The sequence below is a fragment of the Hyphomicrobium sp. genome, assembly GCF_036262015.1.
Taxonomy (GTDB): Bacteria; Pseudomonadota; Alphaproteobacteria; order Rhizobiales; family Hyphomicrobiaceae; genus Hyphomicrobium_C.
Genome location: NZ_DATAJR010000009.1, coordinates 323,361 through 342,906, shown reverse-complemented (window position 1 = coordinate 342,906; position 19,546 = coordinate 323,361). Strand labels below are relative to the sequence as shown.

20 protein-coding genes and 1 pseudogene are annotated in these 19,546 nt (G+C 62.5%); 5 read left to right on the top strand and 16 right to left on the bottom strand.

Going from position 1 to position 19,546, the window contains the following annotated elements:
• Positions 1–92: 92 nt before the first annotated feature.
• The 8 genes and pseudogenes from hfq to dusB all read right to left on the bottom strand — a co-directional run bounded on the left by hfq (position 93) and on the right by dusB (position 9,103).
• The gene (gene hfq, locus VHO05_RS17165) at positions 93–344 is read right to left on the bottom strand and encodes an RNA chaperone Hfq (protein ID WP_329647836.1); all 252 of its coding nucleotides are present in this window, start codon (positions 342–344) and stop codon (positions 93–95) included.
• A gap of 194 nt (positions 345–538) precedes the next feature.
• The gene (locus VHO05_RS17160) at positions 539–1,399 is read right to left on the bottom strand and encodes a D-amino-acid transaminase (RefSeq protein WP_329647835.1); all 861 of its coding nucleotides are present in this window, start codon (positions 1,397–1,399) and stop codon (positions 539–541) included.
• Positions 1,400–1,439: 40 nt separating this feature from the next.
• Positions 1,440–2,837 carry a sigma-54 dependent transcriptional regulator gene (locus VHO05_RS17155; RefSeq protein WP_329647834.1) on the bottom strand — a complete coding sequence of 466 codons (1,398 nt, stop codon included), beginning with the start codon at positions 2,835–2,837 and terminating at the stop codon, positions 1,440–1,442.
• 34 nt (positions 2,838–2,871) lie between these two features.
• Positions 2,872–5,175, bottom strand: coding sequence for a PAS domain-containing sensor histidine kinase (locus tag VHO05_RS17150; protein ID WP_329647833.1), 2,304 nt, complete (start codon positions 5,173–5,175; stop codon positions 2,872–2,874).
• A 301-nt stretch (positions 5,176–5,476) separates the two neighbouring features.
• Positions 5,477–6,922: a nitrogen regulation protein NR(I) gene (gene ntrC / locus VHO05_RS17145; protein ID WP_329647832.1), complete on the bottom strand. Its 1,446-nt coding sequence runs from the start codon at positions 6,920–6,922 to the stop codon at positions 5,477–5,479.
• Positions 6,923–6,926: 4 nt separating this feature from the next.
• Entirely contained in the window at positions 6,927–7,505 is a 579-nt protein-coding gene (locus VHO05_RS20270) for a two-component system sensor histidine kinase NtrB (protein ID WP_414653813.1), read from the bottom strand.
• Between the two features lie 57 nt (positions 7,506–7,562).
• Positions 7,563–7,658 (bottom strand): annotated as a pseudogene (locus tag VHO05_RS20265) (histidine kinase dimerization/phospho-acceptor domain-containing protein); the annotation flags it as partial.
• A gap of 434 nt (positions 7,659–8,092) precedes the next feature.
• Complete coding sequence (gene dusB, locus VHO05_RS17135; protein ID WP_329647830.1) at positions 8,093–9,103, bottom strand: tRNA dihydrouridine synthase DusB; 1,011 nt, start codon at positions 9,101–9,103, stop codon at positions 8,093–8,095.
• Between the two features lie 170 nt (positions 9,104–9,273).
• Between dusB and VHO05_RS17130 the strand changes: the two genes are divergently transcribed.
• From VHO05_RS17130 to VHO05_RS17115, 4 genes are all read left to right on the top strand, one after another.
• A complete protein-coding gene (locus tag VHO05_RS17130) occupies positions 9,274–10,464 on the top strand; it encodes a bifunctional 2-C-methyl-D-erythritol 4-phosphate cytidylyltransferase/2-C-methyl-D-erythritol 2,4-cyclodiphosphate synthase (protein WP_414653801.1) in 1,191 nt (396 codons plus the stop codon).
• Between the two features lie 119 nt (positions 10,465–10,583).
• The gene (locus VHO05_RS17125) at positions 10,584–11,081 is read left to right on the top strand and encodes a MarR family winged helix-turn-helix transcriptional regulator (protein WP_329647828.1); all 498 of its coding nucleotides are present in this window, start codon (positions 10,584–10,586) and stop codon (positions 11,079–11,081) included.
• Between the two features lie 110 nt (positions 11,082–11,191).
• On the top strand, positions 11,192–11,686 hold the full coding sequence (locus tag VHO05_RS17120; protein WP_329647827.1) for a nicotinamide-nucleotide amidohydrolase family protein: 495 nt from the start codon (positions 11,192–11,194) through the stop codon (positions 11,684–11,686).
• Positions 11,687–11,823: 137 nt separating this feature from the next.
• Positions 11,824–12,621 carry a pentapeptide repeat-containing protein gene (locus VHO05_RS17115; protein ID WP_329647826.1) on the top strand — a complete coding sequence of 266 codons (798 nt, stop codon included), beginning with the start codon at positions 11,824–11,826 and terminating at the stop codon, positions 12,619–12,621.
• A gap of 4 nt (positions 12,622–12,625) precedes the next feature.
• Here the strand turns inward: VHO05_RS17115 and VHO05_RS17110 are convergent, their stop codons facing one another.
• From VHO05_RS17110 to VHO05_RS17075, 8 genes are all read right to left on the bottom strand, one after another.
• Positions 12,626–13,084 (bottom strand): type II toxin-antitoxin system RatA family toxin, encoded by a 459-nt coding sequence (locus VHO05_RS17110; RefSeq protein WP_329647825.1) that lies wholly within the window; start codon positions 13,082–13,084, stop codon positions 12,626–12,628.
• Between the two features lie 9 nt (positions 13,085–13,093).
• Complete coding sequence (gene lipA, locus VHO05_RS17105) at positions 13,094–14,071, bottom strand: lipoyl synthase (protein WP_329647824.1); 978 nt, start codon at positions 14,069–14,071, stop codon at positions 13,094–13,096.
• A 132-nt stretch (positions 14,072–14,203) separates the two neighbouring features.
• Positions 14,204–14,491, bottom strand: a complete 288-nt coding sequence (locus VHO05_RS17100; protein ID WP_329647823.1) for a GlsB/YeaQ/YmgE family stress response membrane protein — start codon at positions 14,489–14,491, stop codon at positions 14,204–14,206.
• A gap of 194 nt (positions 14,492–14,685) precedes the next feature.
• Entirely contained in the window at positions 14,686–14,985 is a 300-nt protein-coding gene (locus VHO05_RS17095) for a hypothetical protein (RefSeq protein ID WP_329647822.1), read from the bottom strand.
• A gap of 236 nt (positions 14,986–15,221) precedes the next feature.
• Entirely contained in the window at positions 15,222–15,689 is a 468-nt protein-coding gene (locus tag VHO05_RS17090) for a hypothetical protein (protein ID WP_329647821.1), read from the bottom strand.
• A gap of 307 nt (positions 15,690–15,996) precedes the next feature.
• On the bottom strand, positions 15,997–17,337 hold the full coding sequence (locus VHO05_RS17085) for a pyruvate dehydrogenase complex E1 component subunit beta (RefSeq protein ID WP_329647820.1): 1,341 nt from the start codon (positions 17,335–17,337) through the stop codon (positions 15,997–15,999).
• Positions 17,338–17,345: 8 nt separating this feature from the next.
• Positions 17,346–18,335 (bottom strand): thiamine pyrophosphate-dependent enzyme, encoded by a 990-nt coding sequence (locus VHO05_RS17080; RefSeq protein WP_329647819.1) that lies wholly within the window; start codon positions 18,333–18,335, stop codon positions 17,346–17,348.
• 227 nt (positions 18,336–18,562) lie between these two features.
• Positions 18,563–18,841 carry an FtsB family cell division protein gene (locus VHO05_RS17075; protein ID WP_329647818.1) on the bottom strand — a complete coding sequence of 93 codons (279 nt, stop codon included), beginning with the start codon at positions 18,839–18,841 and terminating at the stop codon, positions 18,563–18,565.
• 151 nt (positions 18,842–18,992) lie between these two features.
• Between VHO05_RS17075 and VHO05_RS17070 the strand changes: the two genes are divergently transcribed.
• Positions 18,993–19,529: a GrpB family protein gene (locus VHO05_RS17070; protein ID WP_329647817.1), complete on the top strand. Its 537-nt coding sequence runs from the start codon at positions 18,993–18,995 to the stop codon at positions 19,527–19,529.
• Positions 19,530–19,546: the final 17 nt, after the last annotated feature.

Sequence of the window (19,546 nt, the reverse complement as noted above, 5' to 3'; positions counted from 1 at the left end):
TGCTCGCGAGATCCTGTCGTATTCGGCCCCCCTTTGGGAGCGTTCTGGGCCGGCACAACGTCCGGCTTCGTGCTGCGGTCGATGGGACGTACTCACCCTTGCTGACCGTCTGCCTCCGCCTCCATGAGGTGGACCGGAGCGCCGGGCATAATGGTCGATATCGCATGCTTATAAACGAGCTGCGAATGACCGTCGCGGCGCAAGAGCACGCAGAAATTGTCAAACCAAGTCACGATGCCTTGAAGCTTCACACCGTTGACGAGGAAAATTGTAAGTGGGGTTTTGCTCTTGCGAACGTGGTTGAGAAACGTGTCCTGAAGGTTCTGAGCGCGGTCTGCGGCCATCTTTCGTTGCCTCTTATTATTAGCCTCTTCCTGGACTTTGATATTGGTCGCCTGCCGACTGTTTCGTCATCGTTCGACCGGTCACGAGTTCCGCCGAGCAACTCGCGACACAGGAGCAGCTAACATATCTTGATTACAAGACAATACGCAGGAGCGCGGCCGGGGACAACACGCAGAATTGATATCTTGTCCGCCTAGGGAGAAAGTTCGGCAGCCTGATGAAATTTTGAGCGCAGAAAGCGCGTCAGTTCTCCAGGATATCCGTTGCCGATGGCGACCTTATTGATCAAGACAACCGGCATAACTGTGCCCGAAGCCGAGGTAATAAAGGCTTCGCGCGCACTCAGCGCCTCCTCGACCCGAAACGGCCGCTCCACAACCGGGATTTTTTCCCGACTCAATAGGTCAAGAAGTGTTCTGCGTGTTACGCCGGGCAGAATTGCGTTTCCGGTCGGTCTTGTGATCAGCGTTCCGGACTTGTCGACAATCCACGCATTGCTGGAAGCTCCTTCAGTAACAAACCCTTCGGAATCAACCAGCCATGCCTCTTGCGCGCCATCGGCGGCAGCCGCCTCCTTGGCCAAGACGGCCGGCAGCAACATAACGGTCTTTATGTCGCAGCGGCCCCAGCGAATGTCCGGCATCGTCTTGACGGCAAGCCCGCTTTCCGCACGCGCTTCCCGCTTTGCATTATCCACGCGGCGCGCCAGGCAAACGACTGTTGGCGTAACGCCGGCTGCCGGAAAGGGAAAATCGCGCGGCGACGCGCCTCTCGTGACCTGGAGATAAACGAGGCCTGTGTGCACGCGATTGCGCCGCACAATTTCACGCATGACGTGACTGAGCGCCCGGCGCGACATCGGCAGCGGAATGCGCAACTCCCCGAGCGAACGCTCGAGACGTTCCATATGCCGCGTCTCGTCGACGAGGTGACCTTCGTTCACCTCGCACACCTCGTAGATGGCATCGGCGAATTGAAAGCCGCGATCCTCCACGTGCACTCCGGCCTCGCGGTAGGGCAGATAGCGCCCGTTCACATAGACGACGCGCGTCATGGAAGTGTCATCCCCGTTTCAGGCGTGCTGTTCGAAAACGCTAGCCGACCTTCAGCTCGCCGCCGCGCTGATCGGACGAGACGCCGAGCGCACGCAGTTTGCGGTGCAGCGCCGAGCGTTCCATGCCGACAAACTCGGCCGTGCGCGAAATGTTGCCGCCGAACCGGTTGATCTGCGCGAGGAGATATTCGCGCTCGAAAATTTCGCGCGCTTCGCGCAGCGGCAGAGACATCAGATGCTCTGCGCCGCCGTTGACGGGCAGCGGAACGTTCGAGCCGATTTCATCGGGCAGCATGTCGGCCGTGATCACGGCACCCGGGTCACCGCCGGCGAGGATCATGAGGCGTTCAATATTGTTGCGTAGCTCGCGGACGTTACCGGGCCAGTCGTGAGCTTGCAGAACCGCGATCGCGTCCTCGCCGATCCGTCGCGGCGAAAGACCTGAGGCCTGCGAGAGCTGATTGACGAAATACTGGATGAGATCTGGAATGTCCTCGCGCCGCTCGGCGAGCCCCGGTACGCGAAGCGGAACCACGTTGAGGCGGTGATAGAGATCCTCGCGGAAGCGGCCCTCGCTCATATCGCGCTCGATGTCCCGGCTCGTCGACGAAACGATTCGCACGTCCACCGAAACCTTCTGCGCGCCGCCCAGCCGCTGGAACTTCTGCTCAACGAGCACCCGCAGCACCTTCCCCTGCGTCTCAAGCGGCATGTCCGCGACTTCGTCGATATAGAGCGTACCCGAATGGGCTTCCTCAAGGGCGCCGACTTTACGCGGACCGCCCGAGCGATCCTCCGTGCCGAACAACTCTTCCTCGACCCGATCCGGCGCCATGGAGGCGGCGTTGAGCACGATGAAGGGCCCATCCGCGCGATGAGACTTCTGATGCAGCAGCCGCGCAGCGAGTTCCTTGCCGGCGCCCGAAGCGCCACGGATCAGAATGCGACTGTTGGTCGGCGCGAGACGATCGACGGCGCCTTTGAGCTGGTTGATGGCCGGCGACTTGCCGATCATCTCGGCCGAGACCGTCGAGCGTTCCTTGAGTTCCCGTACCTCGCGCTTGAGCTGGGAAGCTTCAAGCGCACGCAATGTCACCAGCAGGAGACGATCTGCCTTGAACGGCTTCTCGATGTAATCGTAGGCCCCTCGCTTGATCGCCGTAACGGCGGTCTCCACATTTCCGTGGCCCGAGATGATGACAACCGGAAGCTCCGGGTAGGTCCGCTTGATGACCGACAGGACCTCGAGGCCGTCGAGACGGCTTCCCTGCAGCCAGATGTCGAGAATGACGAGCTGCGGACGGCGCTCCTCGATGATGCGCAGCGCTTCGTCGCTATCGCGCGCGAGCCGCGTGCGATGCCCCTCGTCTTCCAGGATGCCCGCAACGAGTTCGCGAATGTCCGCCTCGTCATCGACAATCAAAATGTCTGCAGCCATCTCTCAACTCCTCAAAGTCGTGTGTCGGTACGTATCAAATGTCGCGGCCGCTTGCGGCGCGCTTCGGTTCGATTGGACCCTCGTCCGGATCTCCGGCCGCAGGCTTCGGTGTCAAAATCGAGATCGGGAACGACAAGGTAACCCGGGCGCCGGAGGTGCGGTTCGGCGTCAGAGGCGCATCGTCGAGCAGCAGCTGCCCGCCGTGCTGCTCGGTAATCTTCTGCACGATAGCCAGCCCGAGCCCCGTGCCCTTGTGCCCCTTCGTTGTTACGTAGGGCTCCAGAAGCCGCGAGCGGTTTTGTTTCGGAAGCCCCGGTCCGTTGTCCATGACCTCGATGGAGACTGCGGTTTCGGTGACGCGCAACTCCACGTCCACGCGTCCTTGCCGCCCTGCCTCGGCCTCCACGGCGCTTTCGACAGCTTCCGTGGCGTTCTTGACCAGATTGGTCACCGCCTGTGTCAAAAGCCGCCGATCGAACGAAGCCCTGACCGGTTGCTCGGGGAGATGAAGACCATAGACGACGCCCCCATGGCTCTCGCGGAATAGGATGACAGAATCCTGCACCGCATCCCGCAGGTCGTCGACTTCCATCACAGGCTTCGGGATACGGGCAAACGATGCGAATTCGTCGACCATCGTTTTGATGTCGCCCGCCTGTCGCTCGATCGTCGCTGTGAGCTTGTCGAACGTATCGCGGTCGTCGACGATGACCTTTCCGTATTTGCGGCGGATACGCTCGGCCGACAGGATAATCGGTGTCAGCGGGTTCTTGATTTCGTGCGCGATCCGCCTCGCGACGTCGGCCCAGGCGGACGTACGCTGAGCGGAAACCAGCTCGGTGATATCGTCGAACGTCATGACGGAACCGACGTCCCCCGGTCCCGCCTTTTCGCGCGTTACCCGCACCGCAAACGTGCGCTCCTCGTCTCCGATCATGATGGAGATTTCCTGCGCGCCGCGTGACTTCGTTCCCGGCTCCTCGCGCCTATCGAGCGCGGGCGTCAACACGGGCAGGACATCGACAAGCTTTTTGCCAACCAGCTCGCGTTCAGTCGTCGCCAGCAGCTGCTCGGCGGCGCGCGAAACGAGCGTAATCCGATCCTGGCTATCGAGACCGATCACGCCGGCCGAAACACCCGACAGAACCGCCTCCATGAAGCGGCGCCGGTCAAGAAGTTGCTCATTGGCCGTCACAAGCGCGTCGCGCTGATGCTTGAGCTCGCGCGTCATCGTGTTGAAGGTCGTTGAGAGGCGCCGCAAGTCGCCTTCACCGCGCCGCTCGGGCAGCTCCACCGCCAGATTGCCACGCGACACATCCTGGGCAGCCGCAATGAGACGCCGGATCGGCGCGACGAAGCGGCCTGCGAACCACAGACCGACCCAGATCGCGGCCAGGAGCGCCGTCATCGAGATCATCGTGTAGATAAGCCCGTGCGCGAACTTGAGCCCGCCGCGCGCCCGTCGCAAACGATTGTAGTCATCAACGCTCTGCGCCGTGCGCTGCAAATGTCCCATGACCTTGGGACTGAGCATGCGGGACACATAGAGGTAGCGATCCGGATACCGGTTGAGCTTGGCGAGCGCCGACACCTGGGACGCCCCAGTCGGGGTAAACAGCGCCACCTGACCGGTCTCCGCCTGTTTCAGGTCGTAGAGCATCACCGGCGTGAACGGCAGCGCCTTGTCTTCCAGGGCCGCAAGGACAGGATCGCCTTTTCCGTCGAGCACATACGCCGCCGGGATATCGCGCAGTCCCGCCTGCGCAATAATGTGCTGTTTGAATTCAGGAGAGTCGGGCGCGATGTGGTCAGCCGCGGAATCGATATCGCGCACCATGTTCGCAATATCCGTCCGCAGCAGCTGCCCGTGCTCGATGACGTACGCCTGCGCCACCTCGACCGAGTTGTTGATGATCTCCCGTGTCCGCGTCGAGAACCAGCCATCGAGCGAGCGAGAGAACGTCGTTGTCGCCGCCACCGCGAGCAGGATTGCTGGAATTGCCGCGATAATGGAGAACAGCAGCACAATCCGGACGTGAAGGCGGGCGCCTGCGAGCTTCGCGCGCCAGGCGCGCCACATGCCATAGCCCTGCCAGGCGATGACGCCGATCATGGCTGCGATCAGAATGACGTTGATCAGCAGGGCCCCGAGCACGACTTCGTCGCGCGGTGCAATCGGCGTGAGACCGGTCAGAATGAGGTAGGTCGCCAGCGCTGAGACCAGCGACAGGACGACGACAACGAGACCCGTCCAGAAGGCGCGGTCCGTCAGGTCCAGCAGCGGCGACGCCGCTCCGTCTGTCCACCCCGCGCCGCGTGGCGTGCCTTCTCCGCCCATTCCACCTTCCGCCTGTGACGTACCCAACAATTCGCGCAACTGTTACCTTCCGATCACGAACTTCCATGACCGCCAGGGACGTACCGCCATTTCAGCAACGGCAAGAGCATGTGCCGGGCACAAGTGACACTCTAACTGTGACATTCTTGCGACGCAATCGATGCGGCGGATGGACGGATGTGCAAACCGGTCACGCTGACGGGCGCGAATGTTACGCGCCTTCGCGGCAACAGGTGCGGAAGAATCCGCGTGCGTGCCGTGAGTTGCTGCTCGCACTAGATGCCGACAATGCGCGCTGCTCTCATGGCATCGGAGTACGGAACACGCGAATGTCGAGTGCTTTGATTCTGCTCCGAAGCGTATTGCGGTTGAGCCCGAGCAACTCCGCGGCGCGGATCTGATTGCCTCGCGTCGCCGCCAGTGCCGCCGACAGGAGCGGATGCTCGACCTGCCGGATGACGCGGTCATAGAGGCCCGGCGGCGGAAGCTCCTTGCCGAAGCTCGCGAAATATTGCGCGAGATGGCGCTCCACGATTTCCGAAAAGTCCTTGGGCTCGCTCTCCGGTGTCGATCCGCGCTTCGGCAGAGCCTCCACCAGCTCCTGCTCGATGATCTGAAGCGTCAGCGTGTCCTGCATATAAAGAGCGCCGACGCGCCGCACGAAGTTCTCCAGCTCGCGAACATTTCCCGGCCATGGGTGAGACTTGAGCCGTTCGATCGCCGCTGTCTCGATAGACTTCTGACCGAGCCCCTCGCGCACGGCCTGGCGCAGGAAGTGGCGCACGAGGTCCCCGATGTCTTCCGTACGCTCCCGCAGAGGCGGAAGGCGCAGGGGAACGACATTGAGGCGGTAGTAAAGATCCTCGCGGAATAGTCCCTGCTGGATCTGGCTCCGAAGATCGCGATGCGTCGCGGCAATGATGCGCACGTTGGTCTTGATCGGCGTCCTGCCACCAACCGTCGTGTACTCACCCTGCTGCAGGACGCGCAGGAGACGCGTCTGAGCTTCGAGTGGCATGTCGCCGATCTCGTCCAGGAACAGCGTGCCGCCCTCGGCCTGCTCGAAACGGCCAGGCGTGCGGGTCTGTGCGCCCGTAAACGCACCCTTCTCGTGCCCGAACAGTTCGCTCTCGATCAGCTCGCGCGGAATCGCAGCCATATTGATGGCGACGAATGGTCCCTGCCGCCGCTTGCCGTAGTCGTGCAGCACGCGCGCGACCAGCTCCTTGCCGGTGCCGCTCTCGCCCTGGATCATGACCGTGAGATCGGTCTGTGTCAGGCGAGCGAGTGCGCGATAAATCTCCTGCATGGCAGGGGATCTGCCGATGAGCGGAAGCTCCTCCGCCTCCATGTCAGGCGTGGTCGCCCGCGGACGGCGTGTTTGTCCGGCCAGCGCGCGGCCGACCACGGCAATGACCTCCGACAGATCGAACGGTTTTGGCAGGTATTCGTACGCGCCCTTTTCGGCGGCCGTCAGAGCCGTCATCAGCGTGTTCTGTGCACTCATGACGATGATCGGCAGCTCCGGGCGAACCTTTTTGATGCGCGGAATGAGGTCGAACGCATTCTCGTCCGGCATGACCACGTCCGTGATCACCACATCACCCTCGCCTTGGCTGACCCAGCGCCAGAGGGTTGCCGCATTGCCCGTCGCTCGAGGCGCGTAGCCTGCGCGTGCCAGCGCTTGGTTCAGCACCGTTCGTATGGCGGTATCGTCATCGGCAATGAGAATGGTGCCACGTGCCATTGGGTCAGCTTCTCCTGTCGTTGACGGCGGGCCCTGCGTTTGGACCGTCTTTGCGGTTGCGCTCTTGCATCGGCAAAAGGACGCGAAACACAGTTCGCTTACCCTCGCTGTCGCACTCGATGATGCCGCCGTGATCGCCGATGATCTTGGCAACGAGCGCGAGCCCGAGACCTGTGCCGTTATGTTTGGTGGTGACGAAGGGATCAAAAAGGTGCGGCTTGAGATGATCCGGCACGCCGGCGCCGTTGTCCTCGATTTGAATCATCAGCGGCAGTGTGATGCGCGCATCGACACCGGGCACCGAAAGCCGAACGCCCGGCCGGAACGAGGTCTGCAAGATGATACGCCCCTGGCCGTCCTCGTCGTCCCCGATCGCCTCGGCGGCATTCTTGATGAGGTTGAGAAAGGCCTGGACGAGTTTGTCGCGATTGCCGGGGATCGGTGGCAACGAAGGGTCGTAATCCTCGATGATGCGCATTCCGCGCGCAAAACCGGATTCGGCAAGGCGCCGCACGTGGTTCAACACGTCGTGGATATTCACCGGCTCCTTGTTGAGCGGGCGTTCGTCGCCAAACACCTCCATCCGGTTGACGAGGTTCCGGATCCGCTCGGTCTCGGAGCAGATCAACTGCGACAGCACGCGATCGTCGTCGGAAAGATTCTGCTCAAGGAGCTGAGCGGCCCCCTTGATGCCGGATAAGGGGTTCTTGATTTCGTGCGCCAGCACTGCGGCCATGCCGGAAACGGATCGGGCCGCGGCACGATGCGTGAGCTGCCGCTCGATCATCTGAGCCATCGTGCGCTGCTGCAGCATGATGACGATGTAGGGCGCTCCGTCGCCCATCGGTCCGGCGTAAACGTCGACAAGCTTTGGCGTCGCAAACTTCGGGCTCGCCATCTCGACGCCGTACTCGTTGACGGTCGAGCCGCTCTCGCGCACCTGCTCGACAAGCGAAAGTAACGGACAGCCGAATGCCACGACATCTTCGAGCCGGAAGCGCGTCAGCATCGTCTGGCTGGTCGACAGAAACGACTCTGCCGCCGTGTTGCCATAGACGATGCGATTGTCGTCGCTGATGACGAGGATCGGATGCGGGAGGACACCGAGAAGCAGGTCATAGTCGAAGACCGGCTTGCGGAAGGGAATCGCACGCTCGGCAGACCTCTTGCTCACGCAGCATTCTCCAATACATCTGTTTCTGGCGCGTCCCCGTAGAATGCGTCGATCAGCTCGAGGACGCGGTTGGGGTTCTCTTCGGTGCAAAGACGCTGACGCCAGGCCTTGCGGTGGTCGGCACGGTGTCCGCTTGTTTCGAGATACCAGCCAATGTGCTTGCGAGCGTTCCGAAGCCCCAGAAAATCGCCGTAATGCTCAAGCATCGCAGTGACGTGTCGACGAACGACGTGCCGCTGCTCGTCCAGCGTTGGGGGCTTCGCGTCGCCCGAACCTGCAAGAGCCTTGGCGACGCGCCCAAGAAGCCAAGGCGCACCGTAGGCACCACGCCCGATCATGACCCCGTCCGCGCCAGATGCCGCGAGCGCGTCACGGGCATCGGCGACGGTCGTAATGTCCCCATTGACGATGACTGGGATCTTGACCGCTTCCTTGACCGCACGCACCGCGGACCAATCCGCTTTGCCTTTGAAGAACTGTTGCCGCGTGCGGCCATGCACGGTGAGGAGCTGGACACCTGCGTCCTCGGCCCGGCGCGCCAGTTCCGGCGCGTTACGGGAGCGGTCATCCCACCCGAGCCGCATCTTAAGCGTCACCGGCACGGAAACCGCCGAAACCACCGCCTTGATCAATGCGAGGGCGTGATCGAGGTCGCGCATCAGCGCGGAGCCGGATGCCTTGCCGGTCACCTCGCGGGCCGGACATCCCATATTGATATCGACAATGTCGGCGCCCTTCGCTTCGGCGATCCGCGCTCCCTCACCCATCCAGTGAGGGTCGCAACCCACTAGTTGCATGACGAACGGAGACAGACCCTCGCCTTCTGCCCGGCGCAACACGTCAGCGCGGTTGTGGACCAGCTCAGCGCTCGCCACCATTTCGGATACGACCAGGCCCGCGCCAAAACCATGTGCAAGCTGCCGAAAAGGCAGATCGCTCACGCCTGTCATCGGCGCAAGAAATACATTGTTGGCAATGGGATGAGAGCCGATTGTAAGCCGAGTCAAGCCGCGCGCCCCTGCGATCTGCCTACATTTTATGCACACAAACTATGTGCCTTCGATTTAGGCACAATATGCTGACCTAATCCTGAGCGCAAGCGGGAAGCGCGGCACGCCGATTGCCCTATTGCCGCGCCGGGGCTAAGTCCGGTCCGAGTGAAGCTGATGCACTGGAAATGTTCGTGAAAGCAGCCGTTTTGATTGTCGCCGCAGGGCGCGGGGCCCGCGCGGGCCGCGAAGGTTTGGCGCCGAAGCAGTATGCCATGCTCGCTGGCCGGTCCGTGCTGGCGCACGCAATTGCCGCTTTCGAAGCGGCATCCCGAGTCTCGCAGATTACCGTCGTCATTCACCCCGAGGACCGCGATCTCTATTCAGCAAGCATCTCCCAGTCCGGTCATGACCGGCTCACGCCACCGGTCCTGGGCGGAACCACGCGGCAGGACTCGGTGCGCCTCGGCCTCGAGGCACTGGAAACAGACGCACCTGACGTCGTTCTGATCCACGATGCCGCCCGGCCTTTCGTGACGCCTGACATCATTGCGCGCGTTCTGACCGCCCTCGACAGTCAACCCGGTGCAATCGCCGCCGAGCCGTTAGCCGATACTCTGAAACGGGATCGCGGCGATGGAGCTATCGGCGAAACCGTCGATCGCGGGGGCCTATGGAAGGCCCAAACACCGCAAGCTTTTCGATTTGCTCCAATCCTCGCCGCACATCGCAAGGCGGCTGCTGAGGGCCGGTCGGACTTCACCGACGACGCCGCGATCGCTGAGTGGGCCGGACTTGAGGTCGCGCTCGTTCCGGGGTCCAACCGAAATTTCAAACTCACAACCCAAGAGGACATGGCCATGGCCGATGCGCTCCTGAGGCCGGCAAGCCAAAACTTCGAGCCGCGCGTGGGAACCGGCTTCGATGTCCATGCCTTTTGCCCGGGCGATCATGTGTGGCTCGCCGGCGTCCGCATCCCCCATGATCGCGGACTGGAAGGCCACTCCGACGCCGACGCGCCCCTACATGCCCTGACCGACGCCCTTTTGGGCGCAATCGGCGACGGCGACATCGGACAGCACTTTCCCCCGTCGGACCCTGCCTGGAAGGGCGCCGCATCTCATCTCTTTGTCGAGGACGCGTCGCGCCGCATTGCAGCCCGCGGCGGCCGCGTGAGCAACGTGGACGTGACCATCCTTTGCGAAGAACCACGGATCGGCCCGCATCGCGAAGCCATGCAGAACGCGATTGCAGCCATGCTCGGCATCGAGGCCTCTCGCGTTGCAGTAAAAGCAACGACCACGGAACGCCTCGGTTTTACCGGACGTAAGGAAGGCATTGCTGCGCTCGCGTCGGCAACAGTGCTCCTGCCCGTTTGATGCACCGAGGCTTATCCTCAGCCGAGTAACTGCCCCTGCGTTGACCCTCAAAACAGAATCGCGGCATCACCAAAACAGGTGGTTGTATGACCAAAAGCGATTCGCGGGGGCCAAAGTCCATGAACCTGATGACTCATACGCTCGAGCGTCCTCAGACCGAGCAGTCTGGGAACGCCAACATTGCAGACATCGCCGAGACGACGTCGGCAACCTGCCTCGCGACCCGCGTGCGCCAGTTGTCGCGCATCATTACCCGTCTCTACGACGACGCCATGCGTCCGCTCGGCATCACGGCGAGCCAGTACACGCTGCTCGCTCAACTCGCCTCGCGCGACGGCATTACTGCGGTTGAGATCGGCCATGAGCTCGACATCGAAAAATCGACACTCTCTCGCAACCTCAAGCGTCTCCTTGCGCTGGGCATGATCATCATGGATCCGCCAGCCGGTCGCCGGGGTCGCGGACTTCATCTGACGCCGAAGGGCCAGGTTGTCCTGAAGGACGCCTATCCGGTTTGGCAGGCCGCCCAGTCACGCTCGGTCGCCGTCATGGGCGTTGAAACACGCGCCAAGCTCGACGACCTGCTGCGTTTGGCCGAAAAGCTCATCGCCGAATAAGCCAACCGTTCCTTGCGGACGATTGCCCCGGTTGAATATGCTTTCAAGGCGTGCCGAAAGGCGCGCCTTGTTTGCTTGTCGATCTCCGTTACGAAGCGTGGCGCCGAACCATGTTCTCAGATGACCTTCTTGACGATGTCCGGCGGCTCATCGACGTGATGCGGACGCGCTCGTTGAAACTCGCCACCGCCGAAAGCTGCACAGGCGGACTCCTCGGAGGGCTCTTCACGGAAATCCCCGGCGCATCTGATGTTTTTGAACGCGGCTTCGTCACCTACTCCAACGCCGCAAAAGTCGGCGACCTGGGCGTGGATCTCGAACTTCTGATGCGCCATGGCGCCGTCAGTGCCGAGGTCGCACGCGCCATGGCATCCGGTGCCCTCCGCGGCTCGGCGGCGGATGTCGCAATTGCCGTGACGGGTGTCGCGGGCCCGGGCGGCGGTTCGCAAACGAAGCCTGTTGGCCTCGTCCATGTGGGGCTCGCCATGCGCGGGAAGCCCGTCGCTCATGAGGAGTTCCGCTTCGGCGATCGCAGTCGGTCAGCGATCCGTATCGAAACGGTCAAGGCGGCCCTCCGCATGCTACACGGCGCGTTGGAGGTATAGGCCAAACCTCGGCTGCAAACGGGCGTTTTTCCCGGATCCGCGGACAATGGTCATGCGTATAATTGCGAGTGGATCTGAGGACAGACCATAGCTAGTCTCGTCGGCAAGGTGCGGCAACCCAGCTCCAAGAGTCTTCCGTGGCGCAAAATCTCCGGCTTCCATTGCTCGCCATCCTCGCCGTTGCCGCCGCAAGTGCGCCGGCCGCAGCCGCCGACCTTACGGCTCGCCAAGTGACAGAAGAGCTTTATCGGGCCAGCGACACGGCTCCCCTCGATTTCAGCAAGCGTGACCTCGCAGGTCTCGATTTGGCCGGCCTGAAGTTCAAGAAAGCCAGTCTCCAGGAGACGAATCTGTTTGGAGCCGACCTGAGCGGGGCGGACCTCAGCGATTCAGATCTTCGCGCCGCCAAACTCGACCGCGTCAACGCCATTGGCGCGCGCTTCGATCGCGCAAATCTCGCCGGGGCAAGCCTGCTGCGCCCCACGACGGCCACGTCATTCGATAGAACAGTCGGCGAGGCGCCGAGCTTCACCGGCGCCAACCTCACCAATGCGCGCCTCTTCGGCGTCTTCAGTGGCGGCAGCTTCGCAGGCGCCCGCATGTCAGGCGTGTCCCTGGCCCCCTTCAACGACACCGGTTTCATCGAGATGCTGTGGCGCTCAAAGCTCGATTCCGCTGACATGAGCGGAACAGACCTCTCGGGCGCTGATCTCACCCACGTGTCCTTGCGGTTTGCCAACCTCAAGGGCGCCAACCTCGCCCGCGCCGTCATGAAGAACGCCGACCTGTCCCACGCCGACCTGACGGGAGCGGACCTCACCGGCGCTGACCTCAGCCATGCCGATCTCGACAGCGCTGTTCTTACCGGGGTGAAGGGGCTCGAAAGCGCGACAGGCATCGCCACGGCGCGCAATCGCGACAAAGCCATCAATTGAACGCCTACGCGTTGGCGGGCGACCCATAGAGCACACGGGCCCGCCCTTCGAACGCGTCGGTGTAGCTGCGGACGGCCTTGTCGAACGCCGCGCCGACGATCAGCTGCAGCATCGCCGAACGGAAGGCGTAGTCGATGGAAAAGTGCACGTCGCAGCCCGAGCCTGCTGCAACGAAGCGCCATTCGTTCTCGAGATGACTAAAGGGTCCATCGAGGTGGCGAACCGTGATCACACCAGCCTCAGGATCGAGCGTAACCTGTGTCGTAAACCGTTCAGTGATGGCCTTGTAACCGACCGTCATGGTCGCGGTCAGCACCGCGCCCCGCTCGCCGGCCTTGCGCTCTGTCACCGTCAGTCCCTCACAGAGCGGCAAAAACTCGGGGTAACGCTCGACGTCGGCAACGACATCGAACATCTCGCGCGGCTTGAAGGGAACGTGCCGGACGGTGCGGAAATTCGGCAAGTGAGGATCCTAACGGTCTGAGGCGCGGGCGAGATCGGCGGCACGCGCGGCTTTGAGGCGCCGGAAATCGTCGCCGGCATGATAGGAGGAGCGGGTCATGGGGCTCGCTGCGACGACCAGGAAACCTTTGGCGAGGGCGATCCGCTTCAGATCCGCGAACTCCTCGGGAGGAACGTAACGCTTCACCGCAGCGTGCTTCGGAGAAGGCGCCAGATACTGCCCGATCGTCAGAAAATCAACGTGAGCCGAGCGCATGTCGTCCATCACTTGCAGGATCTCGTCGCGCGTCTCCCCCAGGCCCACCATCAAACCCGATTTCGTAAACAGAGACGGATCCATCTCCTTCGCCTGCTGCAGCAAGCGAAGCGAGTGGAAATAGCGGGCCCCGGGCCGGATACGAACGTAGAGCGAGGGTACCGTTTCAAGATTGTGGTTGAGCACATCCGGCCGCGCTTCAACCACACGATCGAGCGCGCCAGCCTTCCGCAGAAAATCCGGAATGAGCACTTCGATGCTCGTGCCGGGCGCGTGGCTGCGCACCGCGGAAATCGTAGCCGCAAAATGCTTGCCGCCCCCATCGTCGAGATCATCCCGATCAACCGACGTGATCACGACGTGCTCGAGCCCAAGCGCGGCTACGGCATCGCCGACACGTTGCGGCTCATCCTCATCCAGCGGGCGCGGAAGTCCGGTCGCGACATTGCAGAAGGCGCAAGCGCGCGTGCAGGTATCGCCCATGATCATCATGGTCGCGTGCCGCTTCTCCCAGCACTCGCCGATATTCGGACAGCCCGCCTCTTCGCAGACCGTCGCCAGCCCGTGGTTGCGCACGATGGCGCGTGTCGCCAGGAAGCCGTTCGAGGAGGGCGCGCGCACGCGGATCCATTCCGGCTTCCGTAGCATCGGCTGATCGGGCCGATGCGCCTTTTCGGGGTGCCGGACCCGAGGGGCGTCGCTAGGAAAGCGCTTATCGATCAATGTGACCATGGTGTGCTCGAACCGCTGAGGACTCGCGAGATCACCGAGCTTAGCCCAGGAATTCGCCTCGGCCTACCGACCCAAGGAGGGGATAAACCGCCGCAGTGCCGAGCAACTCCGACAAGCGCCTTTCCAGGTTGGTCAGCGCCCCCCGAGGAAGCGGGCGACAATCACCACGAGCATCGCGCCAATCGTCGAAACGACGACCTGATTTCCATACGGGAAATACGCGTCGAAGTCGTACGGCAGCGTCAGAAGACCGGCGGCGACGAGATACCCGCCGACAATCGCGCCGATCAAGCCGACAATGAGGTTACGGATCAATCCCCCGCCGCCGAGCAGAAGGCCAGCGAGCCAGCCCGCCACGAGGCCGTTAAGGACCATGATGATCCAAACTTTGTTGTCAGTCGCCCATTGTACGTAGTCCATCGTCCGCTCCCCATTGAAAATGCTTCCGGAGCGCCCCGTATTTGGCCGTCTCTTAGAAGCACTATCGTGCAAACTGTCGACACGCGAACTGGAACGCCCGCGCACCGTTTGCGCAGTACGGAGAAATTATCGCGAACGTGTGACGGCAGCGATAAAGCCCAACGCGCCTACGCCGGCCTTAGCCAGCAGGCGGCTCAAACGTGGCAGCGTGCCCCGAGGTAGTCATTGAGAAGCCGGTTGTAGAGATCGGCGTCGGCCTTCTGCTGCCCGCTGATCTTCTTGCCGGCCGCCTGCGCCTGCACGGATGACGGCACGCCCCGCGCATCGAGTTTGTTGAGCTGAGACTTGATCGAGCCGCAAGTCTCGCCGTTGGCGAGGGCTTTGCTGGTCGGGCCGCTCCCGCCTCCTGACGCACAGCCGGAAACCGCGATCGCGGCTCCAACGGCGCCTAGAATAGCAAATCGAAATGCGCCGCCGCGCGCCTTCGCAGTCATGGATCGGAAGCCCTCTCGAAGCATAGTCGACGCTACACGTTAAGAGGTTCGTCCAAGCTATTGAACCCCTGGCCGCTCATTGCAGGCCTTTCGCGCAAAAGTGTGGCCGCGATGCAGCACCTTGGCATAACAAGGGAAAATCCCCGGCACTGCCTGAAAAAATATGCGCGCGGCTCAAGGCGTACGCGCGGTACGTCTTGAGCCAAGTCAGGCGTCTTGAAGTTTCGGCTGCTCGCTTACTGGCGCTGCTGAACGACTGGCGGGGCAATCGCGGGCTGTGTCTTCGGCGCCGTCGCGGAGACGACTTGAGCCGAGTTCGCTACCGGAGTGACCTGCGCTGCTGCCTGCACTGGCCGTGGACCGAAGGCGGAGCACTTGGCCTGGAACTCGGCATTGGCCTTGTCGAGCTCAGCAGCCTGGGCCAGCGACGTGCGCTTCACAGAAACGTTTGTCGATTTTCCGCCGGAAGCCGCCTTTTCGAGGCGCTCCGTCAGGCCATCCTTGCGCAGTGTGTCGATCTTCTGCTGCAGCGAATAGCAGGCTGGATCGACTTTCGGAGCCGCAGCGACGGCCGTACCGGAAGGGTTCGTGCCGATGGACTGCGTGGTGAGCGAAGTGCCGAGGAGTCCGCCGTCGGATGAGCAGCCGGCCAAGAGTGTGACGCCGAGCGCAACCGAGACGAGTGTTGCCGACGATTTATGCATGGTAGTCCCCCGTGACGTACTATCCCTGGCAGTGTTGCCTGTACGTGTTCTTGGTCTACGTGCGAGTCCGAGCCGGTCACAAGAAGCCCCCCACAAAATGCCCGTGCATTGGCCAAATTGACAGGCCCGAATCTGTGGAAACACAGGCCCCGTGGCGGCGGCGCCACAAGCTTTCATCAACAAGTTGCACACAAAACCGTCGAAAACTCCCTCCGTGCACCGCCCAGCGCGCGAATCAGCAGCCGATTCGCCGACACGCACAAAAGAGAATGCCGTTATCTTGCTGTTTTAACGATGGAAATTACGGCTAGGCGCCGCGCACCAGCGCCAAGACTGCGCCGACCACCTGATCCGGACCAGGACGCGCCGACGCTTGAAGCTCGGCAGCATACGGCATCGGCAGCGACGCGCCCGACAGTCGGAGGGGTGGAGATTTGAGGTCGCGGAAGCAGCTACTGGTGACGCAAGCAATGATCTCGGCTCCGATGCCACCTTCGCCCCACCCCTCCTCGACAGTGAGCAGGCGGCCTGTGCGAGCAACTGAGGAGACGACGGCCTCCCGATCGAGCGGACGGAGAGACATGAGATCGACGACTTCAGCTTCGACGCCCGCCCGGGCGAGCACGGCTGCTGCCTCGAGCGCGACAAGGACTGCATGGCCAGCCGCCACGATCGTCACATCGGTACCGGACCGCGCGATCCGCGCCGCGCCAATCCAGGCAACGTCACCGAAAGCCGCGGTGTCACGCATCCCGTAGAGTTGCGCATCCTCCAGCACAGCCACCGGCCCCGGATCACGGATGGCCGCCTGCAACAGCACCGAGGCGGCAGCCGCCGACGCCGGCTGAACGACCTTGAGGCCCGGAATCTGCACAAGTTGCGCCGCGACGCACCGCGCGTCCTGACCCGTCATCCCAGGAACGAAGCCGTTTGCTCCGCGAAAAACAATCGGCACCGGCAAGCGTCCACCAGACAGATAGAAGGTCTCCGATGCGCTGACGAGATACGGACCGATCACGTCCATCGACCGGCCCCACGAGCTGAGTTCGACCACGGGCTTCAGTCCCGCGAACGCTGCTCCGACGGCCAGCCCAAGCACGGCTTCGTCCACCGTCGGCGCGGACACGACGCGCTCCGGCCCGAACTCGTCGAGCAAACCTTGCGTGACACGCATCGCACCACGGTTTTGCGCCACATCGGCCCCGATGAGGAACACCTCCGGATCGCGCCGCATCTCTGCGGCGAGCGCATCGCGTAGGGCTTCGCGAAATGTTGGACCCGCCCCGAGCAACGCCGCAACCGGGACTGGACGATCCGGCGAAACGGGCTTGGTGCGAGGCAACGGCTCGAGCGAGGCAAAAGCCAGCGGCGCGGTCACTGCGGGAGCACGAGGACCGGAGGCCGTTGCCGAACCGAACAGCACGGCGATCGGTGTGTTGACCTTCACGCCTTCCGTACCGGCGGGCACCAGAATGCGCTCAACGCGCCCCTCGTTCTCGGCTTCGATTTCGAGCGTAGCCGACGACGTCGCGACCTCCACCAGAAGATCGCCTGCCGAAACCGCCTGCCCTTCAGCCACGTGCCAACGCGAGATCTTTCCGTCTTTCATCGACGGCGTCACGGAAGGCATGAGTATTTCACGACGCATAGTGGGTCTCAGGCCTCGACGTGAGTGAACAGATCGGCCGCTGTGGCCACAGGTGTCGCTTTCGCTGAAGCGGCTGCTGCAGCGACACGGTCTTTGACTTCTTTCTCCAACACCTTGAGGTCTCGCTCACTGAGCAGCGCCGACGATAGGATCCTTGCGCGCGCCTTGGACACGGGATCAGCGTCTTCAATGCGCCGTTCCGCCAATCCGGCACGCGCAGGCATGCCCCCGTGGCCTCTGTAGCGGTACGTCAGCATTTCCAGAACCGTGGGGCCCTCGCCACGACGCGCCCGGTCGATGGCACGGCGGCCCGCAGCGCGAGCGCGGCGCACATCGATCCCGTCGACCTGCTCGCCAGGAATTGCGAACGGCGTGCCCCGCTGGGAGATGGCGGAAGGCACCGAACCAAGCACGATACTGGCGCCGGGCGCCGCCGTGTTGTTGTCGACCACGAAGACGATCGGCAAGGCCCACTGCGCGGCGAGCTTATAGGCCTCGGCGACACGGCCCCGCTGCGCTGCGCCGTCACCAAAGAAGCAAAGCGTCACATCCTCATTGCCACGATAGCGTGACGCGAACGCAAGTCCGCCGCCGAGCACGGCGCCAAGCCCGGCATCGCCGTGGCCGCCGTAGCACCGATGCTCCGGCGCGAACATGCGCATCGTGCCGCCCTTCCCATTCGACAATCCGCTCGAACGTCCCAGCAACTCGGCCATCACGCGTGCCGGATCGACACCGCGCGCGAGAAGGGCGCCATGCGTGCGGTGTCCCGTGATAACGGGATCTGTAGCGCGCGCCGCCAGCATCATGCCGACGATTGAAGCTTCCTGTCCGATCGAGAGCGGACAGACGCCATGGATCGCCTGCAGCGCATAGAGTTGCCCGGCTTTTTCCTCGAAGCGGCGAATGAGCAGCATGCTGCGATAGGCGGCAATCTCCTCGTCCGGCGAGAACATGATGTCCTCCGCACCAACCGGACCAAGACTGCTCCCCGTCATGTCTGCTCCTCGTGTGGAATGAGAGATCGGAAACAATACATCCCAACAGCGGCCTGGGCTCCGGCCCACCCTGCCAACGAACAACGAAACTTACACGACGAGCGTGCCCGGAAGCCAGCGCAGCTGATGTTGCGGTGCAAACCGCAAACGCGCAAAAGGAGGCAAGCCCGACCAATCTGTCGGTATTTTGCGCGGGTTGTTTGGCGGCAAAGCCTCTCCAGAAGGGATCAACCCGCCGGAGAATTGTCCATCAGGACCCGGTCACGCGGATGAGCAAAGCCCAGCACTTCGCGTGCGATCTCCTCAACGAAATCGGGATCAGGAAGATCGGGCCGCAGGAGCGCGACATCACGCTCCAACTTGGCGCGCACGGCTTCGAGGCTTTGGATTTCAAACTGCAGAACGCTTTCACGCTCCAGCAGCTTGTCTCGCGCCTCGAAGCCGTGGCGGCCCTTGAGGGTGTGATAGGCGAAGTAGGCCGTTAAACCTAGGCAGAGAAGCAACACCAGCGCCTGCCGCGGCCTGGCTCGCCGATCATATATGGATTGACGCAGCACGGGTGTTCGTCGTTACGCGCTATAAGAACCGGGAACGAAAAGACAATAAAACGTCGCTTGTTAAAGCGAGGTAAAGCGCCGTACCGCCTCCGAGGTCTTCATGTCGCTACCGCTCCCGATCCAAGTCGAGTTGCTGCCACACGATCCCCGCTGGGCTGCCAGGGCTGATGAAGTCAGCGCTGCGCTTTCGGCGGCTTTGGGGCCGATCGTTGTGACTGTCCATCACGTCGGCTCCACCGCCATTCCTGGCATGTCCGCCAAGCCCATTCTCGATCTCATACCGGTAGTTCCGAGCTTGCCGGAACTCGACAGGCACAGAAACGCCATCGAAGCCATCGGATACGAATGGTGGGGCGAATTAGGACTGCCGGGACGGCGCTATTGCACGAAAACCGACCCGCACACAGGGCGTCGCCTTGTCCAGCTGCACTGCTACGAGATCGGCTCGAGCGAGATCGACCGTCATCTGGCGTTCAGAGACTACCTCCGGCAGCGCCCCGACGTTGCACGCGCGTACGATCGAGAGAAGGCGCGCTGCCGCAGCCTTCACACCGACGACTCCCACGCCTACAGCGACTGCAAAAACGCGTGGATCAAGATGGTCGAGACCGAAGCTCTCGTATGGTATCGCTCGTGAAGCGCAAGGCGGTGCGC

Bases quoted from the DNA above. Each gene is read 5' to 3' on its own strand.
- hfq (WP_329647836.1), bottom strand. From the start codon at position 344: ATGGCCGCAGACCGCGCTCAGAACCTTCAGGACACGTTTCTCAACCAC.
- VHO05_RS17160 (WP_329647835.1), bottom strand. From the start codon at position 1,399: ATGACGCGCGTCGTCTATGTGAACGGGCGCTATCTGCCCTACCGCGAG.
- VHO05_RS17155 (WP_329647834.1), bottom strand. From the start codon at position 2,837: ATGGCTGCAGACATTTTGATTGTCGATGACGAGGCGGACATTCGCGAA.
- VHO05_RS17150 (WP_329647833.1), bottom strand. From the start codon at position 5,175: ATGGGCGGAGAAGGCACGCCACGCGGCGCGGGGTGGACAGACGGAGCG.
- ntrC (WP_329647832.1), bottom strand. From the start codon at position 6,922: ATGGCACGTGGCACCATTCTCATTGCCGATGACGATACCGCCATACGA.
- VHO05_RS20270 (WP_414653813.1), bottom strand. From the start codon at position 7,505: ATGGAGGTGTTTGGCGACGAACGCCCGCTCAACAAGGAGCCGGTGAAT.
- VHO05_RS17130 (WP_414653801.1), top strand. From the start codon at position 9,274: ATGTTCGTGAAAGCAGCCGTTTTGATTGTCGCCGCAGGGCGCGGGGCC.
- VHO05_RS17125 (WP_329647828.1), top strand. From the start codon at position 10,584: ATGAACCTGATGACTCATACGCTCGAGCGTCCTCAGACCGAGCAGTCT.
- VHO05_RS17120 (WP_329647827.1), top strand. From the start codon at position 11,192: ATGTTCTCAGATGACCTTCTTGACGATGTCCGGCGGCTCATCGACGTG.
- lipA (WP_329647824.1), bottom strand. From the start codon at position 14,071: ATGGTCACATTGATCGATAAGCGCTTTCCTAGCGACGCCCCTCGGGTC.
- VHO05_RS17100 (WP_329647823.1), bottom strand. From the start codon at position 14,491: ATGGACTACGTACAATGGGCGACTGACAACAAAGTTTGGATCATCATG.
- VHO05_RS17095 (WP_329647822.1), bottom strand. From the start codon at position 14,985: ATGACTGCGAAGGCGCGCGGCGGCGCATTTCGATTTGCTATTCTAGGC.
- VHO05_RS17090 (WP_329647821.1), bottom strand. From the start codon at position 15,689: ATGCATAAATCGTCGGCAACACTCGTCTCGGTTGCGCTCGGCGTCACA.
- VHO05_RS17085 (WP_329647820.1), bottom strand. From the start codon at position 17,337: ATGCGTCGTGAAATACTCATGCCTTCCGTGACGCCGTCGATGAAAGAC.
- VHO05_RS17080 (WP_329647819.1), bottom strand. From the start codon at position 18,335: ATGACGGGGAGCAGTCTTGGTCCGGTTGGTGCGGAGGACATCATGTTC.
- VHO05_RS17070 (WP_329647817.1), top strand. From the start codon at position 18,993: ATGTCGCTACCGCTCCCGATCCAAGTCGAGTTGCTGCCACACGATCCC.